The following is an 18,910-nucleotide window of genomic DNA, read 5'->3' as shown; positions in this document are numbered from 1 at the left end:
ATTAACAATTAACAGGGAGCGTCATTATGAAGTTATCAGCAGGAGCTAAGTTCCGACAAGCTGTGCAAGACAACGACCCATTGCAGATCGTCGGTACGGTGAATCCGTATTGCGCGATGATGGCAAAGAACTTGGGGCATCAAGCGATCTATTTGTCTGGCGGAGGCATCGCCAATGCGTCTTACGGTTTGCCTGATTTGGGTATCACTACATTGAACGATGTGTTGGTGGATGTTGAACGTATTACCAATGCGTGTGATTTGCCCTTGCTGGTGGATATCGACACGGGTTTCGGTGGCGCGTTCAATATCGCACGTACGATTCGCGCGATGGAAAAGGCGGGCGCAGCAGCAATCCATATGGAAGACCAAGTCGCTCAGAAACGCTGTGGTCATCGACCAAACAAAGCGATTGTTAGTCAGCAAGAGATGGTCGATAGAGTTAAGGCTGCAACCGATGCCAGAACCGACGAAAGCTTTGTGATTATGGCTCGTACGGATGCATTGGCGGTTGAAGGAATAGACAGTGCGATTGAACGAGCGATTGCATGTGTTGAAGCGGGCGCTGACATGATTTTCCCTGAGGCGATGAATCAACTCGATCAATACGTGAAGTTCTCGGCAGCGCTGAAATCAGCAACGGGCAAGCATGTACCTATTCTCGCGAACATCACTGAGTTTGGCCAAACGCCGCTCTATAACTGTCACGAGTTGGCCCAATCAAGTGTCGACATGGTGCTTTATCCATTGAGTGCGTTCCGTGCGATGAACAAAGCGGCGGAGAATGTTTACAAACACTTGTTAGTTGAAGGCAATCAAGAAGCTCTGTTGGATTCAATGCAAACCCGTAAAGAGCTTTACGAACACCTGAATTACCACGACTACGAGAACAAGCTTGATCAGTTGTTTTCAAGCGAAGGGTAAACCAGTTTCAATTAATCAAAAATCAACTTAATCCAATAACGTGAAATGGTCAGTCGCCATATCCAGTACCGATGATAAAGATCATCGGACATATAAACAGGCAGCACCAAAGAGTGCAGGCGGCTAACAAAGAAAAGGAGTTCAACATGTCTGTATCTTTGAGTGATAAAGCAACTGTCGACAATGCGTCAAAGGCGAACAATAACGTAGACAAGAATGAAAGCGCAAAACCAACCGGTACTCCCGCGATTGGTGGTGCAGGGCTACGTGGTCAAAGTGCGGGAACCACCGCGCTATGTACAGTAGGCCAATCAGGAACGGGTTTGACTTATCGTGGTTATGATATTACTGACCTTGCTAATCATGCTCAGTTTGAAGAAGTGGCTCACCTGTTATTAAGAGGTCACTTACCCACTGAAAAAGAGCTAGACGATTACAAAACATTGTTGGTTGGTCTGCGCGGTTTACCTCAACCTTTGAAAGCAGCACTAGAGCTTATTCCTGCAGACGCTCATCCAATGGATGTGATGAGAACGGGTTGTTCAATGTTAGGTAATCTAGAGCAAGAGTCTGACTTCTCTGAGCAACTGTTCGCGACCGAACGAATGCTTGCGCTTTTCCCTGCGATTATTTGTTATTGGTATCGCTTTAGCCACGATGGCGTGCGCATTGATACTGAAGATCAAAGCGAAGCATGTCTGGGTGGCTACTTCTTGAAAATGCTAACAGATAAAGCGCCGAGTGAACTGCATAAGCAGGTAATGCACTGTTCGCTAACGCTTTACGCAGAGCATGAGTTCAACGCATCTACTTTTGCGGCTCGAGTTTGCGCATCAACTTTATCAGATATTCATTCGTGCGTTACAGCAGCAATTGGCACACTAAGAGGCCCGCTGCATGGTGGCGCGAATGAAGCGGCAATGGAAATGATCCAAGATTGGAAATCCGCTGATGAAGCAGAAACTAACATCATGCAGATGCTTGCTAACAAAGACAAAATCATGGGCTTCGGTCATGCCATTTATCGTGAAAGCGACCCACGAAATGCTCTAATCAAGCGTTGGTCAAAAGAGCTAGCTCAAGAGGTCGGTGATAAACAGCTTTACGCCGTTTCAGAACGTGTTGAAGCGGTTATGAAGCGCGAGAAAGGCTTGTTCTGTAATGCTGACTTCTTCCATGCATCGGCATATCACTTCATGGACATCCCAACCAAATTGTTTACTCCGATCTTTGTGATGAGCCGCCTTACAGGTTGGACGGCGCATGTGTTCGAACAGAGAGAAAACAATCGCATCATTCGTCCAAGTGCAGACTACACCGGGCCAGAGCATCAAGACTGGTTACCTATTCATCTACGTTAGCCCTCTATAACGAGCCGACTTATGTCTTGAGGTGACTTCCGTCTTCATACGACAAGGCCTCAAGAACCAACGAATAGAATTTAACAGATAATGGTGGATGTATGTCTGATGTGAAACTTGAACAAGCTCAGTACCTTGACAAAAATCAGTACCGAAAACTTTTACCCGGAACTCATTTAGAGTATTACGATGCTTGCGAAGCGGTAGAAGCGATATCTCCGGGCAGTTATAAAACCTTGCCTTATACGTCGAGAGTATTGGCAGAGCAATTAGTAAGACGCTGTGATCCTGAAACCCTTGAAGACAGCTTAAAACAGATCATTGAACGCAAGAGTGACCTTGATTTCCCTTGGTATCCTGCGCGTGTGGTGTGTCATGACATTCTTGGTCAAACAGCCTTGGTTGATTTAGCTGGCTTGAGAGACGCGATTGCCGACCAAGGCGGAGACCCTGCCAAGGTTAACCCCGTTGTCGAAACCCAGCTGATTGTTGACCACTCTTTAGCAGTGGAACACGCAGGTTTTGATAACCAAGCCTTTGATAAAAACCGCGCGATTGAAGAGCGCAGAAACGAAGACCGTTTTCATTTTATTGAATGGTGTAAAACCGCGTTTAAAAACGTGAGTGTGATCCCTGCTGGTAACGGGATCATGCACCAGATTAACTTGGAGAAAATGTCTCCGGTTATTCAATCTAAAGAAGGCATCGCTTTCCCTGATACCTGTGTTGGTACCGATAGCCATACACCGCACGTTGATGCTCTGGGCGTTATTGCGATTGGTGTGGGCGGCTTGGAAGCTGAAACTGTGATGCTCGGTCGTCCGTCGATGATGCGATTGCCTGATATTGTAGGCGTTAAACTGACGGGCCAACGACAAGAAGGGATAACTGCAACGGATATTGTGCTTGCGATTACTGAGTTCCTTCGCAATGAGAGAGTGGTCTCAAGTTATTTGGAATTCTTCGGTGAAGGGGCTCGTGCACTGACCATTGGTGATCGCGCAACAATATCTAACATGACGCCAGAGTACGGTGCGACTGCGGGTATGTTCTACATCGATGAACAGACCATTCAATACTTGAAGCTTACGGGCCGTGAGCCTGAGCAGGTTGAACTAGTCGAACGCTACGCCAAGCAAACCGGGCTATGGGCTGACGATCTCGACTCTGCTCAATATGAGCGCGTACTTGAGTTTGATTTGTCGAAGGTTGAGCGTAATCTTGCAGGGCCGTCTAACCCACATCGTCGTTTGCCAACCAGAGAGCTGGCTGAACAAGGCATTAGCCAAGCATCTTGTAAAGAGCAGCATGCTAAGCAGTTCAGCGATGAACAGATGCCCGATGGTGCCGTAATCATTGCGGCAATTACTTCTTGTACCAACACCAGCAACCCAAGAAACGTAGTCGCCGCCGCATTGGTGGCAAAGAAAGCCAATCAGCTTGGATTAGTTCGTAAGCCGTGGGTGAAAACGTCATTTGCGCCGGGCTCTAAAGTTGCCAAGCTCTATCTTGAGTCGGCAGGTTTGCTAACTGAGCTGGAACAATTAGGCTTCGGTATCGTGGGTTATGCGTGTACTACCTGTAACGGAATGAGTGGGGCGTTGGATCCTGCTATCCAACAAGAGATCATCGACCGCGACCTGTACTCAACCGCTGTGTTGTCAGGGAATCGAAACTTTGATGGTCGAATCCATCCCTATGCAAAACAAGCGTTTTTAGCCTCACCGCCATTGGTGGTTGCTTACGCCTTGGCTGGCACGATTCGATTTGATATCGAGAAAGACAGCTTAGGCACCGACAACAATGGTAAGCCAATCTACTTAAGTGATTTATGGCCGAGTGATGCCGAGATCGATGCCGTTGTCGGTGAGCATGTTAAGCCTCAGCAATTCCAACAAATCTACGTGAAAATGTTCCAGCCAGACGAGGAACAGGTGACGACTGAACCGCTTTATGACTGGCGACCTCAAAGTACCTATATTCGCAGACCACCTTATTGGGAAGGTGCTCTTGCGGGAGAACGAAGCCTATCTGGTATGAGACCTTTAGTGATTCTGGGTGACAATATCACTACCGATCACTTATCCCCTTCAAATGCGATTCTCGCTTCGAGCGCAGCGGGGGAATACCTCACCAAAATGGAAGTGCCGGAAGAGGACTTTAACTCTTACGCGACCCATCGAGGCGATCACTTAACCGCGCAACGAGCAACATTCGCCAACCCTAAGCTGTTTAACGAAATGGTGAAGGACGCTGGAGAAGTCGTGCAAGGTTCATTAGCAAGAGTTGAACCTGAAGGTCAAGTTACTCGAATGTGGGAAGCGATAGAAACCTACATGAACCGTAAACAGCCTTTGATTGTCGTGGCGGGTGCGGATTATGGACAAGGTTCATCACGTGACTGGGCTGCTAAAGGTGTGCGTTTAGCGGGTGTTGAAGTGATTGTGGCTGAAGGATTTGAAAGAATTCACAGAACCAACTTAGTTGGCATGGGTGTATTACCTCTGCAGTTCAAAGTAGGAACGAATCGCAATACCTTAGAGTTGGATGGCACCGAGCTTTACGACGTGTACGGCGACATTGAAGCAGGTTCTGATTTGGCTCTAGTCATCACTCGTAAAAACGGTAAAAAGCTTGATGTTCCCGTGACCTGCCGACTAGACACCGCAGACGAAGTGAATGTTTATAGCGCTGGTGGCGTGTTGCAACGTTTCGCCAAAGACTTTCTTGCACAGTAGGAGCTAGTTATGAACATCAAACAGATTAAAGTACCTGCTACCTACATGCGGGGCGGAACAAGCAAAGGCGTTTTCTTCAACTTAAGTGACTTACCTGAAGCTGCGCAAGTTGCCGGAGAAGCTCGAGACGCATTACTTCTGCGCGTGATTGGTAGTCCAGATCCTTATGGCAAACAAACCGACGGCATGGGTGGTGCAACATCCAGTACCAGTAAAACCGTTATTGTTTCGAAAAGCAGTAAAGCCGATCACGATGTTGATTACCTATTCGGCCAAGTAGCAATAGACAAGCCGTTCGTTGATTGGAGCGGTAACTGCGGCAATCTGTCTGCTGCCGTAGGCCCATTTGCTATTCATAGTGGCCTAGTCGACTCGAATCGTATTCCAGAAAACGGTGTGGTCGAGGTGCGAGTATGGCAAGTGAATATAGAGAAAACCATTATTGTTCATGTACCTATCGCTGGTGGCGAAGTTCAAGAGTTAGGTGATTTTGAACTCGACGGTGTGACTTTCCCCGCCGCTGAGATCCAAGTTGATTTCCTAGACCCCGCCGATGCGAGCGGCTCTATGTTCCCAACAGGGAATATTGTCGATTTTTTAGATGTTCCCGATCTGGGTTGCATCAAAGCGACATACATTAATGCTGGGATACCCACCATTTTTGTTGATGCTGAATCGGTTGGTTACCAAGGCACTGAACTTCAATCAGATATCAATAGTGATACCAAAGCCTTGGCTCTATTTGAATCCATACGAGCACATGGTGCAGTAGCGATGGGTCTTATTGATTCTTTAGAACAAGCTGAATCACGCCAACACACACCTAAAGTCGCGTTTGTTGCTAAGCCTCAAGCGTACCAAGCCTCCAGTGGTAAATCGGTTGCTGCCGAAGATACTGACCTTCTGGTGCGTGCTTTGTCTATGGGACAACTGCATCACGCTATGATGGGTACGGCTGCAGTCGCCATTGCTTCAGCGGCGAGTGTGCCAGGTACGTTAGTGAACTTGGCAGTCGGTGAGGGTTCCCGAGATTTTGTTACCTTTGGTCATCCATCAGGAACCTTAAAAGTGGGTGCTAAAGCTATTCAGACGGAAAGCGGTTGGAAAATAGAACGGGCGATTATGAGTCGTAGTGCCCGAGTGATCATGGAAGGTGCCATTCGAGTGCCTTTTCCTAAGTAAAGCGATTGTCGTGAACGGTTAAATGTTCACGAACACAACGCTGAGAAAAGAGTGCAATCAAGTGCTACTGCCAAAAGCTAGGCGCTTGGACTAATGGATAAATCATGGAGGAGGCACTATGTCTGCTACGAATCGAATAAACAGAAAAACCGATTATATCACCGAGTATCAATGGGCGAGGGAAGACCCAAATTCGTTCTGGGAAACACAAGCACAAGCGATAGATTGGTTTGAACCACCGAAAACAATTTTACAAACGGACGATAACGGTATTGAGCGTTGGTTTCCTGATGGGGTGATGAACACCTGCTGGCTCGCGCTTGATTACCATTGTGAAAATGGCCGTGGTGGCAATACCGCGCTGATTTACGATTCTCCAGTTACAGGAAATCAATCCTCATACACTTACAATCAATTGCGTGACCAAGTGGCTAAAGTCGCAGGCATGTTAGCCACGCAAGGCGTTACTAAAGGCGATCGTGTGGTGATCTACATGCCAATGATTCCTGAAGCGGCAATGGCAATGCTGGCTTGTGCTCGACTAGGCGCGGTGCATTCGGTGGTGTTTGGTGGCTTTGCCCCTCATGAATTAGCAGTTCGGATCGAAGATGCTGAACCAAAAGTGTTGATTACTGCCTCCTGCGGTGTCGAGATAAACAAGGTTCTGCCATACAAGCCAATGGTCGACAGGGCGATCATGGACAGCCGCTGGAAGCCTGAGAAAGTGGTGGTATTCCAAAGAGAGCAGTCTCTAGCCGAATTGAACAATGAACGCGATGTACTTTGGCAACAAGCGGTTGAGGATGCTTTGCCTCACGTGTGTGTGCCTGTTCTAGCAACTGACCCACTATATATCTTGTATACATCAGGAACGACGGGTAAGCCGAAAGGCGTGGTACGTGACAATGGTGGTCATGCGGTAGCGATGAAATACTCGATGAGCACTATCTACGATATGCCGCAAGATGGTGTGTTTTGGGCAGCTTCTGATGTCGGCTGGGTAGTGGGGCATTCCTATATTGTGTATGCGCCATTGATTCATGGCTGTACGACCATTTTGTTTGAAGGCAAGCCAGTAAGAACACCAGATCCCGGCGCATTCTGGCGTGTGTGTGAAGAGTACAACGTCGATGTATTGTTTTCTGCGCCAACCGCGTTTAGAGCAATCAAGAAAGAAGATCCTGAAGGCGAGTTGCTCACCAAGTATGACTTATCATCGCTCAAGTCGATTTTCATGGCTGGCGAGCGCTTGGACCCGCCAACATTGGATTGGGTCGAATCTCATACCAATAAACCGGTTATCGACCACTGGTGGCAAACCGAAACGGGTTGGGCTATTTCTGCCAATCCAACAGGGCTTGAATCTTTGCCTGTAAAAGCGGGTTCTTCAACCAAGCCAGTACCCGGTTACCAAGTGGAGATCCTCAATGAATTGGGTGAAATCGCACAAACGAATCAACAAGGGTTTGTGGCACTTAAACGACCATTGCCGCCTGGTTGTTTACCCACGGTATGGCGCAATCATGATCGGTTTGAATCCGGCTATTTGAGTCAGTTCCCGGGCTATTATGTTTCTGGGGACGGTGGCTATCTTGATGAAGATGGGTATCTATTTATCATGGGTCGTATCGACGATGTGATAAACGTAGCGGGACACCGTCTGTCGACGGGTGAAATGGAAGAGATCGTGGGTGGTCACCCAGCCATTGCAGAATGCGCGGTAGTCGGTATTCACGATGACTTAAAAGGGCAGCTACCTCTTGGTTTAGTTGTGCTGAAAGATGGCGTAAAAGTCGATGGCATTGAGTTACAAGCGGAGTTGGTTGGCAAGGTTCGCAATGAGATTGGCGCGGTAGCCTGTTTTAAGCAAGCCTTGGTTGTTGAGAGACTACCCAAGACACGTTCAGGTAAGATCTTACGCAGAACTATCCGACAGATCGCAGAAGGCGAACAATATGTGGTGCCTTCGACGATTGACGACCCTACCAGCTTAACTGAAATTGCTGAAAAGCTCGGCAAATAGACGTCGCAGTTTAGGTAATCTCACCTTCGGCTTGTTGATTTATACATAACCCAGCGTGATGGTTTACCTAAACTCTACTTTATTCATCCGCTTATCCATTGCGTTTACGATGACCTCATTATGAACCCCACATATTGAGGTCTTTTTATGCGAGCTTACTTTTTGTTGATTGCTTTACTGGTCAGTGGTGCTGCTAGTGCCAGTATTTCAAAGGATGAAGCGAGTAGAGCGTTGTTAGAGCCATTGAGTCATCCCAAGATATTTAAATGTGTGTCCAAGACTGGCGTCGATCTCTATCAAGCAGTTTTTGATATGGGCGTGGGGTATGAAGCCGACCCGATTAACTCGAAGATGATCGTTAATTCAAGGAAAGGTCGCTACGAATATCAAATCTTAGGCGCGGTAAGGTCTGAAAGAGCCGGTGAAATTGTCGTGTTGACTCGTCATGTGGGAGACGGTGTCAAAGTAGCCGCTATGATTGATGACGAAAATGGCAAGATACTGGGGATCGGCGATAAAAATCATTATCGAGATTGCGGTGTTAGGCCACCACCTAGCGCAGAAAATATGCAAAACTTTTGGTCCAAAGGCTAAGAGCGACATGTGAAATACAAAAATTATTGAGAAAGCTAGATTGAGGCGACCTTATTGGTCGCCTTTTTTGTTTGTCAGGCTAAAGCGAGCTTAAAGATATATATTATTAAGTAATTATGTGAAGGCTGAATAATACATAACTGAACATGATGTATCGTCTAAACGTGGCTTTATTTATCTCATTAACGGTTCTGCTTAAGATGGCTCTACTCCAAACGAAGAACTAAGCGAGACTCCTATGAAATTCACTAAACCTTTTCTTTTAGCGACACTGATTGTGACTCTTTCTGGTTGCGCATCACCAGCAATGGATAACGAAAATGAGAATGCTGCACGTAATCGTGGTGCTGTGGGTGGTGCTTTATTAGGAGCGACAGCAGGCGCTCTAACTGGAGATGCGAGCTTAGCCGCGAAGGGTGCTGCATTGGGTGGTGTGACCGGTGGTGTTGCTGGTTCAATGAAAGATACGGATGATGCAAGAAGCGCACAACGAACCCAAGTCACTGCTGATGGTCTGGCGCAAGACAATCGCACCGATGCAGAAAAGCGAGTTGCTGAAGTAGAGGCTGAAATTAAGCTTATTGAACTAGAACAACAGCTTGCTGATCTCAAAGAAGAGAAAGAGGACAACGGCGCATAAAGCTGAAGCTACAACTAAAGCTAAAGCCTAGATATTAGTTTAATTGAAAATCATTCAAACAGAATGGCCACGTAATGTGGCCGTTTTTGCATCTAAAATACGCACTTCAAACAATGAATTAATTCAATAACTTGTATAGATACTCACGCCAAGTAAACTAGACTCAGTTTAGATATTAATTTGGTTTGAGAAGCGCAATAGTCATGAATGTCATCTTAAGGGCTGCAAAGCACACGGATTTGGAACAACTTAACGAGTTAATGTTCGATCTCCACCATCACCACCACCTTGCTAGCCCAGAGCACTTTAAAACGGCAGAAGAGATTGAGCAGGAAAAAAGCATTGCACGTTACTTGGATGATCCTGAATGCTTAGTTTATGTGGCATTAAAAGGTGAGCTCATTGTTGGCTTTATCTCCGGACATTTTTGTGAGCTTATCTCAACGGTGAGTAAACCGGTGCCGATGGGGAGTGTCGATGAACTGTTTGTCTTGCCTGATTATCGAAAAGAATCGATTGCTGAAAAGTTGTTTAGCAAAGTTGAAGCGACTTTTGATGATTATGGGGTTGAACAAGTCTTTGTAGAGGTTTGGGACTTTAATTCACCTGCCAAGGACTTCTACCAAAAAATGGGGTTCACACCTCACATTCAATGGATGAGGAAGGCTTTGCACAAAACGTAGACAGCGATTTTGTGCGTGTTTGATTACACTAGAGCAGTCTTTAACTTTTTCTCTTATTTTTAGGTAAACTCGTTGGCTATTCGACATTTATTAGTTTTCATATTATCTCTTTTGAGTACTACTTCCGCTTGGGCAAGCAACACTTTGCCCGATCATATCGCGGGCGCCTTGTGTGTAGTACGTGCCGATAACCAAATCGTATTGGTTGATGAATTGATCACGGGGCAATTGTCTCTACCGGGAGGCACTGTGGTTTCTGGTGAGCCGCCATCGGTCGCGGCGCAACGAGAAACTTGGGAAGAGGCGGGCTTGTCCGTGACGGTCGGTGATGTGTTGGGATATACCGACAGTGCCGTTGTGTATGATTGTGTCTCTGACTCTGAAGTGATCAGTTACAAAGCTCGAAATGAGTTAGGTGGCTTTGAGCTACCAATCTGGTTTGCTCCTCATTATGGTGTGGAAGTCAGTCGCGCGATGTTATTGCCACCTACGGAGTTGCAAGCCAACCAATACCGTTACCCAGAGCAATGGTCTGAGATTAACGAATTCTTTTTATCCGCGACAGATCAACCTGTGACGTATGTGACTGAGCTGGTGGGCGCGGCACCGAAAGTCCATCAAGTTGAATTAAATTGGATTGTGTCGCTTCAAAACGCGTTCGATAAGATGCCAAGCGTGTTTGCGAATACTGTACTTTTAACTGACTCGTTAGCGAAGCCATGGGTTTTCATCGTGATATTGCCGCTAATTGCTTGGCATTTTGGCCGTAACTTCGCGTTGAAGTTTGGCTTCACTTTGATCTCGGTGACATTGCTCACTTTAATCGCCCACCAAGGGTTTGGTTTTCCACGTCCGCATGCTTACTTGCCAACATTGAAGCTAGTGATGAGCAGTGGGTATAGCTTTCCAAGTTTATTGGCTGGCTTGTGGGTGAGTTTAACCTTGTTAGTCTTTTGGAAACTAAAGCGCCTCTTGGAGCAAAAATCGATTTTGATAGTGCTCGCGGGCCTACTGTGGATTATGCTATTTACGTCTTATTCAGGCAGTGCGTTCTTTAGTGATGTCTTAATGGGAGGCGTATTGGGCGCGTTAACGACTTGGCACATCGTGAGATTAGATGCGAAACCTGATGTTGATATTAGTGCCTTATTAAGCTCTAAAGGTGTCTGGTGGGCATTGTGCTTACTGTCGATTGTTCTCACGGTGATATGGCCACTGCCAACATTCTCTTTCTGGGTAGCAATTTTGATGACGATTGCATGCTTAGTAACGTTAACGGATTCGAAGCCTTTGGTCGGCCAGTTCTCATTCAAGATTGTATTTGGAGTGATGGCGATGTTGTTAGCGGGGAATCTGCTGATTAGCTGGGCAGGAAGTTTCGTCTCATTCAGTGGCATCGCTTCATTTATCGTTGAGACCTTACGTTTCCCAATCTTGATTCTATTTGGTGTAGTGGCGTTTCGTCTGCCATGGAAAAGAGAGTAGGCGAACCGACTAATATAAAATCAAAAAAGGCTGTGCAGTGCACAGCCTTTGTCATTTCTGCAACAAGCAAAAAGTAATTCTCATTAGAACCTGTTCAGCGTTTACGAGTTGAAGATAAACTTCTCAATCGCGACCGCTACACCATGGTCGTCGTTGCTCGCTGTGATGTGATCCGCCAGTTTCTTGGTTTCTTCCATTGCGTTTTCCATTGCAATGCCAAGGCCAGCGTATTCAAGCATATGATGATCGTTTTCAGCGTCACCCATGCAGATTACTTCTTCTGCTGTAATACCCAAGTGCTTTGCTATCGCCTCAATACCGACACCCTTGTTTGAATTTGGGTTTAGGAACTCTAAGAAGAATGGTGCACTTTGCACGATAGTAAATTGAGTCTTAAGCTCTTGTGGCAACTTGCTGATGATTTCAGTCAGCTTGCTTGGTTCTGCGACAATCATAGTTTTGATGATTTCGTGGTCATCTTCTAGTTGAGAAAAGTCGAACTCGGTAATCTCTAAGCCATTAATACGCGCTTCAATAGCTGTGTACTCATTGTTTTCAGGCGTGATTAAGCCATGAATCTTGCTGAATGCATGAACATAACCACCAAGCTGTACAGCGAGGGTTGCGATCTCTTTCGCGGCTTTACCATTGCTGATCTCACTATGAATGAGTTCTTTTGTAGAGACGTTTTGAACCATAGAGCCGTTGTAGAAGAGCACAAAGTCATCTTCGCCGTTGATTGAAAGCTCGTCTAACTTACTCTGCATGCCTTCCAAAGGACGACCAGAAGCCAGAACCACTTTCACACCTGCAGCGCGTGCTTTGGCAATCGCGTCTTTGTTCTCTTGAGAAATTACTTTATCACTGTTGAGCAGTGTGCCATCCATATCAAGAGCAATCAGTTTGTACATGTTGTTCCTTACTAAAAAATTAAAAGCTAACGAAATCTAATGGGCGAAAGGATAAGGGAACTTGAAAGTTCAGGCTAGGGCTTTGATCAACTCATTTATCAGTACTCATTTGTTTGACCAAAAGGGGCAAGTGCTTTAAGGTCTGCGGTTGATTAATTTCATCAAATGATTGAGCTGAGGGTAAGTTGTACAAGATTAATGAAATGTTTGAAACCATCCAGGGCGAGGGCGTATTTACCGGCGTTCCTGCTGTTTTTGTTCGACTGCAAATTTGCCCTGTAGGCTGTTCTTGGTGTGATACCAAACAGACTTGGGAAGCGTTGCCGGAAGATGAAACGAGCCTTGGTGATATTATGGTTAAGACAGAGGATTCACCGACTTGGTCTGCAATTGATGCGCAAGGAATCGTGAATGAATACATCAAGCAAGGTTACACCGCTAAGCACATTGTGATTACCGGTGGTGAGCCGTGCATCTATGATCTTGTCCCTCTTACTGAAGCATTTGAGCAGCACGGTTGTCGCTGTCAGATTGAGACCAGCGGAACATCGGAAGTAAAAGCCACACTGGGTACTTGGGTTACGGTGTCACCAAAAGTCGCAATGAAAGCCAAATTGGATATCCTTGATAGCGCACTCGTTCGTGCGAATGAAATCAAGCACCCTGTTGGTACAGGTAAAGATATCGAGCAACTAGATGCTCTTATTGCTAGAGCCGATGTTCCTGAAAATACAGTCATTGCACTTCAACCTATTAGCCAAAAAGAACGTGCAACGCAACTGTGTATTGATACCTGTATTGAACGTAACTGGCGTTTATCTATTCAAACTCACAAATATTTGAGCATCGCATAGGTTGCATTTGTTTACTGGCCTAGATAAGTCGCTAGTAGAAGATTCTCGTAAGGATTTAAGATGAAAAAAGCAGTCGTAGTATTCAGTGGTGGTCAAGACTCAACAACGTGTCTTGTTCAAGCTTTAAAAGAGTATGATGAAGTTCATGCGATTACGTTTGACTATGGTCAGCGCCATAGACTCGAGATTGAAGTGGCAGAGTCATTGTCAAAAGAGCTTGGTGTGAAAGCGCACAAAGTGATGGATGTGACTCTGTTGAATGAACTGGCTATCAGCTCTCTGACTCGTGACGATATTCCTGTGTCTCATGAGCTACAAGAGAATGGACTACCAAACTCTTTTGTTCCCGGTCGTAATATTCTGTTCTTAACTTTGGCGGGTATTTACGCTTACCAAATCGGTGCAAATACCGTAATCACGGGCGTGTGTGAAACTGATTTCTCAGGCTACCCTGATTGTCGTAATGACTTTGTGAAAGCGATGAACTCTGCGCTTGTACAAGGTATGGACAAGCCGCTTGATATTAAAACACCGTTAATGTGGCTCAACAAAGCTGAAACATGGGCGTTGGCCGACCAGTACTCAGCACTTGAGCTTGTTCGCAATAAAACACTGACTTGTTACAATGGCATCATCGGCAGCGGTTGTGGCGATTGTCCAGCGTGTGAACTACGCAAAATAGGCCTTAGCGATTACCTAGGTGATCGCGAAGGTATTATGGCTGAATTGGTTCGCAAGCAGGGTGAGAATAAATAACCTCATGAGTCAATAGGTTCGTTATAAGCATCAATGATGCAGTTTCGGCCGTTGCTCTTTGCTTGATACAGCGCCTGGTCAAGCACTGAATACAAGTCATCAAAGTCACTTAATGCGTTTGAGGTTGCTAAATAAGCAAAGCTCGCGGTTACATTAAGTGGCTTTTTGTTTTCTGATAAGAAGACTGCACTCGAAATGGCATAATGTAACTCCTCTACACGCTCTTGTACTTCAGAAGGTTTAGTGTCGGTCAGCATGATAAGAAACTCTTCACCGCCTAAGCGGCCAAACAATTCATCACTCATTAAGTGCTTTCTAATTTGCTCACTGATATGGACGAGTGCTCGATCACCAGTAGGGTGGCCATATTGGTCATTAATTTTCTTGAATTTATCTAGATCGAGTAAAACGAGAACATGTTGTTTTTCTGTTCCTTTACAGGCTTTGATACGCTTGACTCTTCGTATTATCTCGGTGCGACTATACGCCTTTGTCATGGCATCGATTGCTGCTTTCGCACGAATGGCTTTGTTTGTGAAGATCATAAAGCTAGCCGCACACAGCAATAGAATAACAATGATGTTATACACCATCCTTTGATGTTCCATCTTTTCGATTTGAAGTCGGTCTAAATTTGCTTGATGTCTCAGGAAAGAACTCTCTAGTTCTTTTTCGTACCTAGCATGAGCTAGATCTAGTGCTTCAAAAGCCAATCTGTTATCTATATCTCGGGTTTCGAACTGTATTAATGAGTATCGCTGATAGAAATAGAAAGCTTGCTTGTAATCGCTGAGAGTTTGATAAATATCAGAAAGTTGAAGTAGTGCTTGAGCTGTGTATTTGTGTCTTGTGACTCGTTCGGATAGCTCCAAAGCTTGTTGTGCGTAATTGAGCGCTTCCGTTTTAAGTTTTTGGTCTTCGAACATATCGCTGATTGCCAAGAAAGCGTTGATTCGAATGACATCGTTGTTTAGCTTGCTTGAAGCCGATAGAGACTCTACTAAGTAGTCTCTCGCCAAATCATAGTTCTTCGTCTGCGTGTATGCTTTTCCTAAACCAAGAGTTGTTAGCGCAATACCGTAGCTATGAGATGATGTAGTCAACAGTGCTTTTGCTTTTTGAAAGTGATTAATTGCTAGGTCACTTTGTCCTTGATTAAGGTAAAGATCTGCAAGGCTATGATGAACTTGTGCTTTCATCAAATCAGAAGCATCCGATCTCAGAGCGAGTGCTTCTATGAGGTACTCTGCCGATTTATCATATTGCTTTAACTCTTTGAGCAAATTACCCACATCGTTATAGACCCCCGAAATATCGTGTCCTTGTGGGAACACGCTTATCAGTGATAGGTAAGTATCTAGTGCGGCTTGATAGTCGCTGCGGAAATGGTGATTGTTAGCAATCACTCGATAAGTGCCAAATTTTGGTAATACAGGGTCAGCAATGTCATGTAAATCCGACTGAAGTGCAGAACAATAATAGTTCGCTTGATGATATTTAGCTTGCTCATTGAGAGAACGACATAATTGGTATTTTAATAATGCTCTACCTGTAACATCGTTGATTGATTGCATTTTTACTAATATGGACAAAAAGCCTTGCTGAGCTTCTTTGTACTGACCTTGTCCATCATTTACTAGGGCATTAATAAACGCTTGTTCTATTGCTTGGTAGTCACTGTCGTTTGAAGCTATTCCATAAAACGGTTGATCGCGCTGGCTCATGTATTGATATAGCAGTGCCGATAGGTAGAGCTTATCTCCGTAGGTTGTTGAGCTAGTGTAGCGTGTTTGCAGCATGTTCAATGCGCGCGAAGGGGAATGAGTTAGAGTCGACAGATAGAGTGCGTTCCAATCAGCATTTGGAGTTGTGTGGGGATCTATTACCGAGGTGCTAATTGTTGGAGAAGATTCATGATCCGCTGTTGATGCTTGGCTAAAGGAATAAAGGTTGATGAAAAGCAGAAAGGCAATGAAAATGGAGTGAATCACGAGATAATATCAATCAGATAAAGAACGGTATTCTATTGTTAGTTTGATATTGCTTCAATTTTTTTGGCGAGTTGATGGTTTTTTATGTGAGGTAAATCTCTAATTCTCAATGGCTTATCATGGGTAACCGGTCGTACGCTATTGTACGACCGATCTTGGAAGCTAGATGTATAATTTCGCTAGATCAGAAGGCTCAAGTTCTTTGCCTTCCAATGTTGCATTCCAGTTAGTACCAACAAGAACGCCATCTTCAGCTAGGGTCAGTAACCAATCTTCTACAAAGATATCTAGTGGGATTTCTAATACTTCGAAGTCTGCCCACTCTTCAACGTTGTGAGTCTGAGCGTCCTCTTTTGAAGACCAGAACGGCATCACTTCACTGTTTTCGAATTCACTTGAGTCACATGCTAGCCAACCTTCTTCGTTGCGAAGGCCCCATACCAGTTTAGTTTCTTGTGTTTCAGAAACGAAAAGTTCTAGATTTGCTTGAGTATCAGCGGTTAGTTTGCTCATGAATAATTTCTCTATGTTGATAACAAGACAAGATTAACATTATACAAGGGGTAGGTATATGGCGATCAAGGAATTATAAGGATACTGAAACGCTTACCAAACGTTTCAGTATGGTTTGAGTGCGGTAGAATCTATTTACCGATTTTAGTAAATATATGCCACTCTTCTTTAATGTTGCCTTTAAATCCGACAACAGAAGCTACAACTTTTCTGTTCAGTGCATGATTCGTTTCGGTGTCATTATCACGGAAGCCGACATCACCGTAACCTACGGTATAGGCTCTAGACGGTGGAATTCCATTGCTGATAAGTGCACGCCTTACATTGTCCGCTCGCTTTTCTGACAGTTTCAGGTTGTGTTCAGCATTACCCACTTTACTGGCATAGCCTTGAAGTTGGATACTTGTATTCTCGTAACGTTTTAGAAACGCAGCCATTTGACGGATTTGGCCCAGGAATACAGGTTTGATTTCTGCAGAGTCATTAGCAAACAAAATATGAAGTTCTTTTTGTTCACTAGACTCGAAATACGAGCCACAGCCATCATTATCTATTTCAGCGCCTATTTGTGTATCTATACATAAATCGCGAGCGTTGATAACACCATCATTATCATCATCTTCGAGATCATAACTTTGTGTGGTGCTAGGAAGAGCACGATAAGTGAACTCATCATTTGTTTCAGCCATGATGTTGGCAGAAGCAACCACGAAGCATAGTGGGAGTATAGTTTTGAGAAGCTTCATTAATATTCTACCTTTTCATTCCATTCTTGTGGAGTCTCTACACGTAACCCTGTTAATAGATTACCTGTCGCATTCATGACTCTATACTTTGCGTACTGTACATCGTACTTAGCGTCTAAAAATCCCTTACGTGCTTCGAAGAGTTCATTTTCAGTGTTAAGTAGATCGAGAAGGGTACGCTTACCAATTCGGTATTGTTTTTCATAAGAGATAACGGTGTCAGAAGCCGAGTCTACGTGATCCGACAAGAAATCTTTCTGCTGAACGGTTAAGTCAAGAGCGCTCCATGAAAGGCGTAAGCTTTCTTCTACATTGCGGTAAGTACTCTCACGTAGGTCTTTTGCTTTGTTGAGTTGATAAGCGGCACTTTCGGCACGGTCTTGATCGGCTCCACCGTTATAGAGATTGTACTTTAAGCGGAACATCGCAGAAAATTCATCGCTGTTGCCTTTCGTACCACCTGCATCATCGCGCCACCTTTGAGCTGCTTCAAAAGAAACAGTTGGGTAGTTGGTACTCTTCGACTGCTTGTATTGGAACTTCGCTGAATCTACGTCAGCTTGTGCAATTTTGATAACCGGGTGTTGGTTAAAGGCTTTTGCCAAAGCACCGTCGATCGTATAAGGAATAGAGCCTGCGTCAGCACGTGGATATACCAAGCCTAGTGGGGCTTGGCCAACAAGGCGTTTGAATTGAGTATGGGCATCAAATAAATTATTTTGAGCTGCCAGCAAATTACCATGAGCTTTTGCAATACGAGCTTCCACCTGAGACATGTCTGCTGTAGACCCAATGCCTGAATCAACTCGTTTCTTGATATCTATATAGATATTTTTGTGCGTCGCGAGATTGTTTTCAGAAAGTGTAAGCACTTCATAAGCTTTAACGGAATCAAGATAAACTTTGGTGACTTGCAGTGCAATATCTTGAGCGCTAGATAGTAATTGATAACGGACAGACTCTGCATCAGCAGCGGTACGATCAATGTCGTTAGAAGTATTCGCGCCATCCCAAATGAGTTGTGTCAACGTAATTGCTGCTTCTTTACGCGTTAGATCTGTTGAGCTCGAATTCGTAGCCAAATCCGTATATTCGTAACCAATGCCACCGTCTAAATCTATACTCGGGCGGTAAGCTCCACCAGAAGCATCGTTAAGGTAACGTTGACTAACGTACTGGTTATATGCCGCTTTGATTTCAGGGTTACTTTCTAAAGTAAACGCGACGGCTTGCTCTAAGGTTTGTGCGCTAGCCGGTAAACTGAGTGCAATAGCCAACCCTAATGTAGTCGTTTTAATCCAGTTCAATTTCAATCTCCCAAAAATGGAGTATCACCTAAGTTTGTCGCTTTTAAGCTTGAATATATCAAATTTAGATGAACCGCCAAAAAAATAACGAATGCCCGGTGAGCATTCGTAAATGGTTGTAAAGTTGTTAACCGATCGCCGTACAATTTAAGTCGATTTTGAGTACTTAAATTTGATTTGAGTGTTTGGGTTATCTTTCCCTA

16 protein-coding genes are annotated in these 18,910 nt (G+C 44.9%); 11 read left to right on the top strand and 5 right to left on the bottom strand.

Annotated elements, in window-relative coordinates; translation table 11 throughout:
* Positions 1 to 26 precede the first annotated feature (26 nt).
* The 9 genes from prpB to K08M4_RS07985 all read left to right on the top strand — a co-directional run bounded on the left by prpB (position 27) and on the right by K08M4_RS07985 (position 11,629).
* Positions 27 to 923: a methylisocitrate lyase gene (gene prpB / locus K08M4_RS08025; RefSeq protein ID WP_086049501.1), complete on the top strand. Its 897-nt coding sequence runs from the start codon at positions 27 to 29 to the stop codon at positions 921 to 923.
* Positions 924 to 1,069: 146 nt separating this feature from the next.
* Positions 1,070 to 2,284, top strand: coding sequence for a bifunctional 2-methylcitrate synthase/citrate synthase (gene prpC, locus K08M4_RS08020; RefSeq protein ID WP_086049500.1), 1,215 nt, complete (start codon positions 1,070 to 1,072; stop codon positions 2,282 to 2,284).
* A gap of 101 nt (positions 2,285 to 2,385) precedes the next feature.
* On the top strand, positions 2,386 to 5,022 hold the full coding sequence (acnD, locus tag K08M4_RS08015) for a Fe/S-dependent 2-methylisocitrate dehydratase AcnD (RefSeq protein WP_086049499.1): 2,637 nt from the start codon (positions 2,386 to 2,388) through the stop codon (positions 5,020 to 5,022).
* Between the two features lie 9 nt (positions 5,023 to 5,031).
* On the top strand, positions 5,032 to 6,204 hold the full coding sequence (prpF, locus tag K08M4_RS08010; RefSeq protein ID WP_086049498.1) for a 2-methylaconitate cis-trans isomerase PrpF: 1,173 nt from the start codon (positions 5,032 to 5,034) through the stop codon (positions 6,202 to 6,204).
* 118 nt (positions 6,205 to 6,322) lie between these two features.
* Positions 6,323 to 8,227, top strand: a complete 1,905-nt coding sequence (locus K08M4_RS08005) for a propionyl-CoA synthetase (protein ID WP_086049497.1) — start codon at positions 6,323 to 6,325, stop codon at positions 8,225 to 8,227.
* Between the two features lie 147 nt (positions 8,228 to 8,374).
* Complete coding sequence (locus K08M4_RS08000) at positions 8,375 to 8,821, top strand: hypothetical protein (protein WP_009846621.1); 447 nt, start codon at positions 8,375 to 8,377, stop codon at positions 8,819 to 8,821.
* Between the two features lie 238 nt (positions 8,822 to 9,059).
* On the top strand, positions 9,060 to 9,461 hold the full coding sequence (locus K08M4_RS07995) for a YMGG-like glycine zipper-containing protein (protein ID WP_086049496.1): 402 nt from the start codon (positions 9,060 to 9,062) through the stop codon (positions 9,459 to 9,461).
* 203 nt (positions 9,462 to 9,664) lie between these two features.
* Positions 9,665 to 10,144 carry a GNAT family N-acetyltransferase gene (locus tag K08M4_RS07990; RefSeq protein ID WP_017069368.1) on the top strand — a complete coding sequence of 160 codons (480 nt, stop codon included), beginning with the start codon at positions 9,665 to 9,667 and terminating at the stop codon, positions 10,142 to 10,144.
* Positions 10,145 to 10,216: 72 nt separating this feature from the next.
* The gene (locus tag K08M4_RS07985; protein WP_086049495.1) at positions 10,217 to 11,629 is read left to right on the top strand and encodes a bifunctional NUDIX hydrolase/phosphatase PAP2 family protein; all 1,413 of its coding nucleotides are present in this window, start codon (positions 10,217 to 10,219) and stop codon (positions 11,627 to 11,629) included.
* Positions 11,630 to 11,730: 101 nt separating this feature from the next.
* Here K08M4_RS07985 and K08M4_RS07980 read toward each other — a convergent pair whose 3' ends face one another.
* Entirely contained in the window at positions 11,731 to 12,540 is an 810-nt protein-coding gene (locus K08M4_RS07980; RefSeq protein WP_086049494.1) for a Cof-type HAD-IIB family hydrolase, read from the bottom strand.
* A gap of 185 nt (positions 12,541 to 12,725) precedes the next feature.
* Between K08M4_RS07980 and queE the strand changes: the two genes are divergently transcribed.
* Together queE and queC are read left to right on the top strand one after the other, a co-directional pair.
* Complete coding sequence (queE, locus tag K08M4_RS07975; RefSeq protein WP_017077101.1) at positions 12,726 to 13,394, top strand: 7-carboxy-7-deazaguanine synthase QueE; 669 nt, start codon at positions 12,726 to 12,728, stop codon at positions 13,392 to 13,394.
* A 60-nt stretch (positions 13,395 to 13,454) separates the two neighbouring features.
* Positions 13,455 to 14,150, top strand: a complete 696-nt coding sequence (gene queC, locus K08M4_RS07970; protein WP_086049493.1) for a 7-cyano-7-deazaguanine synthase QueC — start codon at positions 13,455 to 13,457, stop codon at positions 14,148 to 14,150.
* Between the two features lie 2 nt (positions 14,151 to 14,152).
* Here queC and K08M4_RS07965 read toward each other — a convergent pair whose 3' ends face one another.
* The 4 genes from K08M4_RS07965 to K08M4_RS07950 form a co-directional block, all read right to left on the bottom strand.
* Positions 14,153 to 16,141, bottom strand: coding sequence for a tetratricopeptide repeat-containing diguanylate cyclase (locus tag K08M4_RS07965; RefSeq protein WP_086049492.1), 1,989 nt, complete (start codon positions 16,139 to 16,141; stop codon positions 14,153 to 14,155).
* A gap of 162 nt (positions 16,142 to 16,303) precedes the next feature.
* Entirely contained in the window at positions 16,304 to 16,654 is a 351-nt protein-coding gene (locus tag K08M4_RS07960; protein ID WP_017062305.1) for a DUF2750 domain-containing protein, read from the bottom strand.
* A 131-nt stretch (positions 16,655 to 16,785) separates the two neighbouring features.
* Positions 16,786 to 17,400 carry an OmpA family protein gene (locus K08M4_RS07955; protein ID WP_017098852.1) on the bottom strand — a complete coding sequence of 205 codons (615 nt, stop codon included), beginning with the start codon at positions 17,398 to 17,400 and terminating at the stop codon, positions 16,786 to 16,788.
* Positions 17,400 to 18,707, bottom strand: a complete 1,308-nt coding sequence (locus K08M4_RS07950) for a TolC family outer membrane protein (RefSeq protein WP_086049491.1) — start codon at positions 18,705 to 18,707, stop codon at positions 17,400 to 17,402. Before K08M4_RS07950 ends, K08M4_RS07955 begins: the two co-directional genes overlap by 1 nt.
* Positions 18,708 to 18,910 lie beyond the last annotated feature (203 nt).

This window comes from Vibrio syngnathi, assembly GCF_002119525.1.
GTDB classification, from domain to species: domain Bacteria; phylum Pseudomonadota; class Gammaproteobacteria; order Enterobacterales; family Vibrionaceae; genus Vibrio; species Vibrio syngnathi.
Note: the sequence above shows the minus strand (reverse complement) of the source record. Positions and strands in the feature narration are given on the sequence as shown.

Bases quoted from the DNA above. Each gene is read 5' to 3' on its own strand.
- prpB (WP_086049501.1), top strand. From the start codon at position 27: ATGAAGTTATCAGCAGGAGCTAAGTTCCGACAAGCTGTGCAAGACAAC.
- prpC (WP_086049500.1), top strand. From the start codon at position 1,070: ATGTCTGTATCTTTGAGTGATAAAGCAACTGTCGACAATGCGTCAAAG.
- acnD (WP_086049499.1), top strand. From the start codon at position 2,386: ATGTCTGATGTGAAACTTGAACAAGCTCAGTACCTTGACAAAAATCAG.
- prpF (WP_086049498.1), top strand. From the start codon at position 5,032: ATGAACATCAAACAGATTAAAGTACCTGCTACCTACATGCGGGGCGGA.
- K08M4_RS08005 (WP_086049497.1), top strand. From the start codon at position 6,323: ATGTCTGCTACGAATCGAATAAACAGAAAAACCGATTATATCACCGAG.
- K08M4_RS08000 (WP_009846621.1), top strand. From the start codon at position 8,375: ATGCGAGCTTACTTTTTGTTGATTGCTTTACTGGTCAGTGGTGCTGCT.
- K08M4_RS07995 (WP_086049496.1), top strand. From the start codon at position 9,060: ATGAAATTCACTAAACCTTTTCTTTTAGCGACACTGATTGTGACTCTT.
- K08M4_RS07990 (WP_017069368.1), top strand. From the start codon at position 9,665: ATGAATGTCATCTTAAGGGCTGCAAAGCACACGGATTTGGAACAACTT.
- K08M4_RS07980 (WP_086049494.1), bottom strand. From the start codon at position 12,540: ATGTACAAACTGATTGCTCTTGATATGGATGGCACACTGCTCAACAGT.
- queC (WP_086049493.1), top strand. From the start codon at position 13,455: ATGAAAAAAGCAGTCGTAGTATTCAGTGGTGGTCAAGACTCAACAACG.
- K08M4_RS07960 (WP_017062305.1), bottom strand. From the start codon at position 16,654: ATGAGCAAACTAACCGCTGATACTCAAGCAAATCTAGAACTTTTCGTT.
- K08M4_RS07955 (WP_017098852.1), bottom strand. From the start codon at position 17,400: ATGAAGCTTCTCAAAACTATACTCCCACTATGCTTCGTGGTTGCTTCT.